The sequence below is a fragment of the Aeromonas sp. HMWF017 genome, assembly GCF_003061465.1.
In the GTDB taxonomy this organism is placed as follows: Bacteria; Pseudomonadota; Gammaproteobacteria; order Enterobacterales; family Aeromonadaceae; genus Aeromonas; species Aeromonas veronii.
In genome coordinates this window covers 14,324-23,121 of record NZ_QAJD01000169.1, presented here as the reverse complement: position 1 = coordinate 23,121, position 8,798 = coordinate 14,324, and the positions used below count along the sequence as shown (strand labels likewise).

General features: G+C 61.7%; 6 protein-coding genes. All 6 read left to right on the top strand.

What is annotated here, in order from left to right; translation table 11 throughout:
- The first annotated feature begins 99 nt into the window (after window positions 1-99).
- The 6 genes from DBR30_RS18745 to exeE all read left to right on the top strand — a co-directional run bounded on the left by DBR30_RS18745 (window position 100) and on the right by exeE (window position 8,763).
- Window positions 100-1,545, top strand: a complete 1,446-nt coding sequence (locus tag DBR30_RS18745) for an HD domain-containing phosphohydrolase (RefSeq protein WP_108541013.1) — start codon at window positions 100-102, stop codon at window positions 1,543-1,545.
- Window positions 1,546-1,872: 327 nt separating this feature from the next.
- The gene (locus tag DBR30_RS18740) at window positions 1,873-3,441 is read left to right on the top strand and encodes an ExeA family protein (RefSeq protein ID WP_108588475.1); all 1,569 of its coding nucleotides are present in this window, start codon (window positions 1,873-1,875) and stop codon (window positions 3,439-3,441) included.
- Window positions 3,441-4,136: a GspB family T2SS assembly factor variant ExeB gene (gene exeB / locus DBR30_RS18735; RefSeq protein ID WP_108541012.1), complete on the top strand. Its 696-nt coding sequence runs from the start codon at window positions 3,441-3,443 to the stop codon at window positions 4,134-4,136. Before DBR30_RS18740 ends, exeB begins: the two co-directional genes overlap by 1 nt.
- A 221-nt stretch (window positions 4,137-4,357) precedes the next feature.
- Window positions 4,358-5,197, top strand: a complete 840-nt coding sequence (gene exeC, locus DBR30_RS18730; RefSeq protein WP_108541011.1) for a GspC family type II secretion system variant ExeC — start codon at window positions 4,358-4,360, stop codon at window positions 5,195-5,197.
- 21 nt (window positions 5,198-5,218) lie between these two features.
- Window positions 5,219-7,258, top strand: a complete 2,040-nt coding sequence (gene exeD, locus DBR30_RS18725) for a GspD family T2SS secretin variant ExeD (RefSeq protein ID WP_108541010.1) — start codon at window positions 5,219-5,221, stop codon at window positions 7,256-7,258.
- On the top strand, window positions 7,258-8,763 hold the full coding sequence (exeE, locus tag DBR30_RS18720; RefSeq protein ID WP_108541009.1) for a GspE family T2SS ATPase variant ExeE: 1,506 nt from the start codon (window positions 7,258-7,260) through the stop codon (window positions 8,761-8,763). Before exeD ends, exeE begins: the two co-directional genes overlap by 1 nt.
- Window positions 8,764-8,798 lie beyond the last annotated feature (35 nt).

Here is an 8,798-nt window from a genome sequence, read left to right as displayed (position 1 = left end):
CCTTTGGCGCAGGCTACTCCATCGGTAGCCTGCTGCTGCGGCGCCTGTAATGGCGGGCCTCCCGCCGACATAACAATAACCAGCAACATGGGTGGGAATATGCAGAGGATCACGGGGCGCTGCGCCCTGCACTACGGGGTAACCCTGTCACTATTTTGTCTCTATGGCTGGCAGGTTTGCCCGTTTCTCGAGAGTCTCACCCTGCCCCAGTTGCTGGGGCCGACCCTAGTGACGTTCGCCATCATGTTCGCCGTGCGCAACCGGCTGCTCTCAAGGCGGCCCCTGGCGCGCAACGGGCTGAACGGGTTCGGTTTGGAGGTGGGTTTCTATCTGCTGGGGGCGCTGCTGCTCTCGTGCTACAACGCCCTGACCCACGACTTCCCGCTGGAGAGTCACCTCAAGGTGCTGCTGGGGATGACCACCCTCGGCTTTCTGGTGGCGGCCGACCTGACTCTGGAGCGGGATTGGCATCGGGCCAGAGCACGGCAAGCCGAGCAGAGTCTGGCGCTGAGCCACCCGCTAGCCATGCCGCTGCCACGCAAGTTCACCTTCTTTACTCTGGCGACCCTCACCCTGCTGGGGGGCGTCTTCTTCTTGCTGTTCAACAAGGATCTGGAGTGGCTGGTGACGGTGGAGCGCAGTCTGCCGAGAGTCGATGCCCAGCACTACATCCTGTGGGAGATCGCCTTCGTAATGACGGTGACCTTCTGTTATCTCGCCCTCATTATTCACGGTTATGGTCGTAATCTCGGCCTATCCCTGCGCCAGCAGACCCGCACCATGGCCAGAGTGCAGTGTGGTGACTTCGACGCCCGGGTGCCGGTCACCCGGGATGACGAGTTCGGCCTTATCGCCGCCAGCACCAATCAGATGATCGGTGAGCTGAAATCCCGCAGCGACGAGCTCAACCTGACCCGCGACGTGGCTATCCTCGGCCTCGCCTCGCTGGCGGAGACCCGGGACAACGAGACCGGCGCCCATATCATCCGCACCCAGCACTATGTGAAGGCGCTGGCGCAATACCTCAGTCTCAGCGATTGGGATCGCTATCCGCTCGATGACGCCACCATCGACCTGCTGTTCAAGTCGGCTCCCCTGCACGATGTGGGCAAGGTGGGCATTCCCGACGCCATCCTGCTCAAACCGGGCAAGCTGACCGACGAGGAGTTCGCCATCATGAAGCGCCACCCGCAGATCGGCGCCGATGCGCTGGCGAGCGCCGAGGCGCAGCTGGGCTCCAACTCCTTCTTGCGGCTGGCCCGGGAGATCTCCCTCACCCACCACGAAAAGTGGGATGGCAGCGGCTATCCGGCTGGGCTGGCGGGTGAGGACATTCCCCTCTCCGGGCGTTTGATGGCGGTAGCGGATGTCTACGATGCCCTCATCTCGAAACGGGTCTACAAACCTGCTTTCAGCCATGAGGAAGCGAAGGAGATCATCGTGAAGGGGAGCGGCAGCCATTTTGATCCCGGCATCGTCGCGGCGTTTCTCGCCTGTGAGGCGCAGTTCAGGGAGATTGCCGCGCAGTTTCAGGATCACCACTGAGCAAGTACATTCCGACCAGCTTGCCCTGATGGCTGACAGAGCAACCGGCGTCATAAATTGTACACAAACAGGTCTGACCATAGCCGATTCAGCGCCATGCTGACGGCCTTTGCCACGCCGCGCCTATATTGATATTTCCCTTTATTTACAGCTATTTTTTGTCATTTTGTGATCCGGATTCGTGCCGATGACGCAACCGGGATCACAAGATGGCAGGAAAAGGCCGCAATTTGCCCTTCGGCGCCAATGATGACTTCCAATGAAAGCGAGGTTTGCTATCATCCGGAGACATTTTTCATCTGTCGCCGGCTACAAAAGAATACCCTCATGTACACACAGTTCTTCGGCCTCTCGGAACACCCGTTTTCCATCTCGCCCAATCCCAAGTACCTCTATATGAGCGAGCGCCACGGCGAAGCCCTTGCTCATCTCAGCTATGGATTGCAGGATGGCGGCGGCTTTGTGCTGCTGACCGGCGAAGTGGGCACCGGCAAAACCACCGTCTCCCGCTGCCTGCTGCAACAGCTGCCCGCCGAGACCGAGATCGCCTACATCCTCAACCCCTCCCTGACCGAACGGGATCTGCTGGCCGCCATCTGCGACGAGTTTCAACTCCCCTATCCCGAAGATGCCGGGATCAAGCGGCTGTTCGACCTTATTCGCGATCACCTGCTTGCCAACCTGGCGGCAGGCAAGCGCAGCGTGGTACTGGTGGATGAGGCGCAGCACCTGCTACCCGGTGTACTGGAGCAGCTGCGTCTGCTCACCAACCTCGAAACCGACGAACGAAAACTGCTGCAAGTGGTGCTGATCGGCCAGCCCGAGCTGCAACAGATGCTGCGCCAACCCCTGCTGCGTCAGCTGGCCCAGCGCATTACCGCCCGCTATCACCTGCTGCCGCTCTCTCACAGCGATGTGGATGCCTACGTCCGCTTCCGGCTGCAAGTTGCAGGCTGCGTACAACCCATCTTCACCCCGCGCGCCATCAAGACGCTTCATCGCCTGAGTGGCGGCATCCCCCGTTTCATCAACCTCATCTGCGACCGTGCCCTGATCGCCGCTTTCGCCCGTGGCAGCTACAAGATTGTCCACAGCGATATCAGCCAGGCTGCCTTCGAGGTCAATGGCGTTCGGGACGAAGGAAGCTGGGCCTCCGGTCTGATGGTGACGCTGGCGGGCGCCCTGCTGGTGGCCGCAGGCTGGTGGGGCTGGCAATTTTTCGGCGTGTTCCCCACCCGTCCGGTGGTCAAGGTCGAGGTGCCGGTCACCATCGACGAGACCGCCGAGCAGCAGGAGCAGCTGACCGAAGCGATCAATCAGGCCATCGACCCTGACAGCGCCATGCAGAATCTCTATCGGGTCTGGGGTTATGAACCGGAACCGTTCGAGGCAACCTGCGACAACGCGCCCCGTGCCGGTCTGCGCTGTCAGGAGGGAGAGGCAAGCCTCGACGAGCTGCGCGCCCTGCAGTATCCCGCCATGATCACGCTCACTGACCCGACTGGCGGCCTCTACTATGCGACCCTGGTCAATCTGGGGCCGAACAAGGCCAGCCTGATGATCGGTGACCAAAGCTGGCAGGTGGATCGCCAGTGGCTCAGCGACAACTGGGGCGGTAGCTACACCCTGCTCTGGCGCATGCCGAAAGGGGGGGTGAGCCTGATCGCCAGCAATGCCGGTCAGACCCAGATCCAGTGGCTCGACAACGCCTTGAGCCGTGCGCTGCAACAACCCGAGCGCAAGGTGCGCCGTTTCGATGGCGAGCTCAAGAACAAGCTGCAGCAGTTCCAGCGAGATCAGGGGCTCACCCCTGATGGCATCGCGGGCAGCAACACCCTGCTGCGTCTCAACGCCCTCTCCGGTGAACCCATGCCCAGACTGGAGGAGGCCTCCTGATGTCTACCCTGCTCAAGGCGCTGCGCCGTGCGCAGCAACCGCAACTCTCCGCCCATATTCCGGCCATGGGCTTGCCCATGCCCCGGGAAGAGGAGCGCAGCCCACGCCGCATCGGCTGGCTGCTGGCACCCCTGGCCCTGTTGCTGGGGGCGGTCGCCAACTATGGCTGGCATCTGCTCCACCTGCGCCCCATCGAGGAGAAGGTGGAGGTGAAAGAGGTGATCACTCCACCCTTCGTGCGGGTCGAACCCAAGGCGATGGTGACCCGTCCGCTGCCGCCGCCCCTGCCGGAGCCGGTGGTACAACCCAGAGCAGTGGCCAAAAACGAAGGGCCCAGTCAGGGGAATACCCCCGCGCTGAGTCTGGCCGAGCAGCTGATGAAAGCCCTCAATGAAACCCCATTGCAGGAGACGCCACACGCCACCGGCCAGAACAACGTGCAACCGGCCCAGTTGATGGCGCTGGGCTCGGCCCCCCAATCGGTGCGCCAGCAGGTACCGCAGCTGAGCTATGGCTCTCATGTGTTCTCCTCCAACCCCGCCAAGCGGGCCGTGGTGCTCAATGGCCGGGAATACCGGGAGGGGAGCGAAATCGCCCCGGGGGTCGTGCTCGCTACCATCGACCAGCAATACATAGTGCTGCAGGTCGCCGGACAGAGCGTGACCCTCAAGGCGCTACAGGATTGGCGAGGGTGAGTACGCACCGTCCCCTGATGTTCGCTGGCAAGCAGGATGCACCTCACCTGAGTGCCACTTTTGTGAGCATTCAAAGGTTTACGGTGTGATGAAATATCCATTTTTACGGTTTGGTGCGCCCGGACCCGTTGTGTCACAGCCACCGGCCGTACACAATACGCAGCCGCCCCAGAGCCTGGAATTTGTTGATTAATATGACGCTACGATTCAGGGATGACATTTTGACCACGCTGCTGGCCCAGTGCCGGCGGCTTCCCATGACCAGAGTCACCCAGGTGGCCTTTCTGGCGCTGCTGATCATGCTGGCCCAGCAGAGCGCCACCCTCACCTGGCGTCTGCTCACCCTGGCAAGCCCGCAAACCAGCCAACCGTGGCAACCCTCCGCCGTAGCGGTCAGCGGCCAGAGCAACCCGCGCCTTGAACTGGGCGAGGTGAGCCGACTGGCGCTGTTTGGCAAGGCGATCCCCAAGGCGCAAGCCAAAGCCGCCGTGGCCGCCAATGCGCCGCGTACCCAGCTCAATGCCCAGCTCAACGGGGTGCTGGCCAGCTCGGATCCCGCCAAATCCATCGCCATCATCGCCATGTCCGGCATCCAGAACTCCTATGGGGTCGGTGACATGATTGACGGCACCCAGGCGCGGATCCGGCAGGTCTATCCGGATCGGGTGATCATCGAGCGGGATGGCCGCGACGAGACTCTGATGCTGGATGGCGAGGAGTATGGCAAGCCGCTGCCGCAGACCAACGCCGCCCCCCTTGGCTCCCTGCGCAGCGAGCTGATGGCCGATCCGGGCAAGATCACCGATTACCTCAATATTTCACCGGTTCAGGTGGATGGTCGCATGACCGGCTATCGCCTCAACCCGGGCAGCAATCCTGAGTTTTTCAACCAGAGCGGGCTGCAGGCCAATGACCTGGCCATCAGCATCAACGGACTGGATTTACGGGACAACATGCAAGCCATGCAGGCAATGCAGCAGCTGGCTGGCGCAACGGAAATGACAGTGACCGTCGAGCGACAGGGCGAACAGTTCGACATCTATGTGCGCTTGTCAGAATAATGATTTGGAGTCGTACCAATAATGACCACTAAAGGGAAAGGCTGGCGTCTGGCCACTATCGCAGCGGCACTGATGATGGCAGGCTCAGCCTGGGCCACCGAATACTCTGCCAGTTTCAAGAACGCCGACATTGAAGAGTTCATCAATACGGTGGGCAAGAATCTCAATAAAACCATCATCATAGAGCCATCGGTGCGCGGCAAGATCAACGTGCGCAGCTACGACCTGCTTAATGAAGAGCAGTACTACCAGTTCTTCCTGAGCGTGCTCGACGTCTACGGCTTTGCCGTGGTGCCGATGGACAACGGGGTACTCAAGGTGCTGCGCTCGCGGGATGCCAAGACCTCCGCCATTCCGGTGGTGGATGGCAGCAACCCGGGCATGGGCGACGAGATGGTGACCAGAGTCGTGCCAGTGCGCAACGTCTCGGTCCGTGAACTGGCTCCGCTGCTGCGCCAGCTCAACGACAACGCCGGTGGTGGCAACGTGGTGCACTACGAGCCCTCCAACGTGCTGCTGATCACCGGCCGCGCCGCCGTGGTCAACCGTCTGGTGGAGGTGGTGAACCGGGTCGACCGCGCAGGCGATCAGGATGTGGACATCATCAAGCTCAAGTTCGCCTCGGCGGGTGAAATGGTGCGGCTGGTAACCAACCTCAACAAGGATGGCAACCCCCAGGGCGGCACCGCTTCTCTGCTGCTCTCCCCCAAGGTGGTGGCCGACGAGCGCACCAACTCGGTGGTGGTGAGTGGTGAGCCGAAAGCGCGCGCCCGCATCATCCAGATGGTGCGCCAACTCGACCGCGACCTGCAAAGCCAGGGCAACACCCGGGTCTTCTACCTCAAATATGGCAAGGCCAAAGACATGGTCGAGGTGCTCAAGGGGGTCAGCTCCAGCATCGAGGCCGACAAGAAGGGCGGCGGTGCAACCACAGGTGGCGCCAGCATCGGTGGTGGCAAGCTGGCCATCTCCGCCGACGAGACCACCAATGCGCTGGTCATCACCGCCCAGCCAGACGTGATGTCCGAACTGGAGCAGGTGGTGGCCAAGCTCGATATCCGCCGCGCCCAGGTGCTGGTGGAGGCGATCATCGTCGAGATGCAGGATGGTGACGGCCTCACCCTTGGCGTCCAGTGGGGCAATGCCAACGGTGGCGGCACCCAGTTCACCAACTCAGGTCTGCCTATCGGTGGCGCGATCGCCGCCGGTAAGGATTACCAAGATGGCAAGACCGACACCGCAGCCAATCTGCTGAAAGAGTTCAATGGCATGGCCGCCGGTTTCTATCACGGCGACTGGGCCATGCTGGCCACGGCGCTGGCCTCCAATACCAAGAACGATATTCTCTCCACCCCCAGTATCGTCACCATGGACAACAAGGAAGCCTCCTTCAACGTCGGTCAGGAGGTCCCGGTCCAGAGCGGCTCGCAAAGCTCCACCACCAGCGATCAGGTATTCAACACCATCGAGCGCAAGACGGTGGGCACCAAGCTGGTGGTGACCCCGCAGATCAACGAAGGAGATTCGGTGCTGCTCAATATCGAGCAGGAGGTCTCCAGCGTCGCCCAGACCCAGGCGACCGGTACTGCCAACCTTGGCCCCACCTTCGACACCCGTACCGTCAAGAACGCAGTGCTGGTCAAAAGCGGCGAAACCGTGGTGCTGGGCGGTTTGATGGATGAACAGACCAAGGAGCAGGTCTCCAAGGTGCCCTTGCTGGGCGATATCCCGGTGCTGGGTTATCTGTTCCGCTCTACCTCCAACACCACCTCCAAGCGCAACCTGATGGTCTTTATCCGGCCGACCATCTTGCGTGATGCGGATGTCTATACCGGTGTCTCCAGCAACAAATACAGCCTGTTCCGCGCCGAGCAGCTCAATGCCGCCTCGCAGGAGGGGTATCTCACCTCCCCCGCCCGTCAGGTATTGCCTGCCTACGGCCAGGATGTGATGGTGTCGCCCGAGCTGCAAAAAGAGATCCAGAAGCAGATCAACGAGATGCGGAGCAGACAGCAAAGTACTGTCGAGACCACCACCCCGTTTGTGCAGAGTAAGCCCTGATGAGTGCCTACCATCTGGATGGAAGCGTCGGGCCTGCGCCACTGCCCGAGCTCCCCTTTGTCTTTGCCCGCAACTTCGGGGTGATCCTGATTGAGCGGGACGGCACTCCTGTGCTGCAGTGCCGCCCCGGCGTCACCCCGCAGGCCCTGCTGGAAGTACGGCGGGTAGCGGGTTGCAGCTTCGCGGTGGAGCAGCTCGACAACGAGGCCTTCGAAGAGCTGCTGATGGCTCACTACCAGCGCGACTCCTCCGAGGCGCGCCAGCTGATGGAAGATCTTGGCAACGAGATGGACTTCTTCGCCCTGGCCGAAGAGCTGCCGCAAAGTGAAGATCTGCTGGATGCCGATGACGACGCCCCCATCATTCGCCTCATCAACGCCATGTTGAGCGAGGCGATCAAGGAGGAGGCCTCCGATATCCATATCGAGACCTTCGAGCGGGCACTGGTGATCCGTTTTCGCATCGACGGGGTGCTGCGGGAGATCCTGCGCCCCCATCGCAAGCTGGCCTCGCTCCTGGTCTCGCGGATCAAGGTGATGTCGCGGATGGATATCGCCGAGAAGCGGGTACCGCAAGATGGTCGTATCTCCTTGCGTATCGGTGGCCGCGCCGTCGACGTGCGGGTCTCCACCATGCCGTCCAGCTACGGCGAACGAGTGGTACTGCGTCTCTTGGACAAGAACAACGTGCGCCTCGAGCTCAAACAGCTTGGCATGACCAAAGCCAATCGCACCATCATCAGCGAGCTCATTCGCAAACCCCACGGCATCATCCTGGTCACCGGCCCGACCGGTTCCGGTAAATCCACCACCCTCTATGCAGCGCTGTCTGAAATCAACTCGCGGGATCGCAACATCCTGACGGTGGAAGACCCTATCGAATATGACCTCGAAGGGGTGGGCCAGACCCAGGTCAACAGCAAGGTGGACATGACCTTTGCTCGCGGCCTGCGCGCCATCCTGCGTCAGGATCCGGATGTGGTGATGGTGGGGGAAATTCGAGATCTGGAAACCGCCCAAATCGCGGTGCAGGCCTCGCTGACCGGTCACCTGGTGATGTCGACCCTGCACACCAACACCGCCATCGGCGCCATCACCCGGATGCGGGACATGGGGATCGAGCCCTTCCTGCTCTCCTCGTCGCTCTTGGCAGTGCTGGCCCAGCGGCTGGTGCGCACCCTCTGCCCCGATTGCCGCGCCCCGCGTCCCATCACCGAGCAGGAGCGGCTCGCCATGGGCATCGAGCTGGCCCCCGATCAGCAGGTGTGGCACCCGGTCGGATGCGAGCTGTGCAACCACACCGGCTACCGTGGCCGAACCGGCATCCACGAGCTGGTGGTGATCGACGAAGCGGTGCGTGAAGCCATTCACAGCGCCAGCGGTGAGCTCGCCATCGAGCGGCTGATCCGCGGCCACACCCCCAGCATCCGCCGTGACGGCATCGACAAGGTCCTCGAGGGGCAAACCAGCCTCGAAGAGGTATTGCGCGTGACCCGGGAAGATTGAGATGGCGGCATTCGAATACAAGGCCCTCGACAACA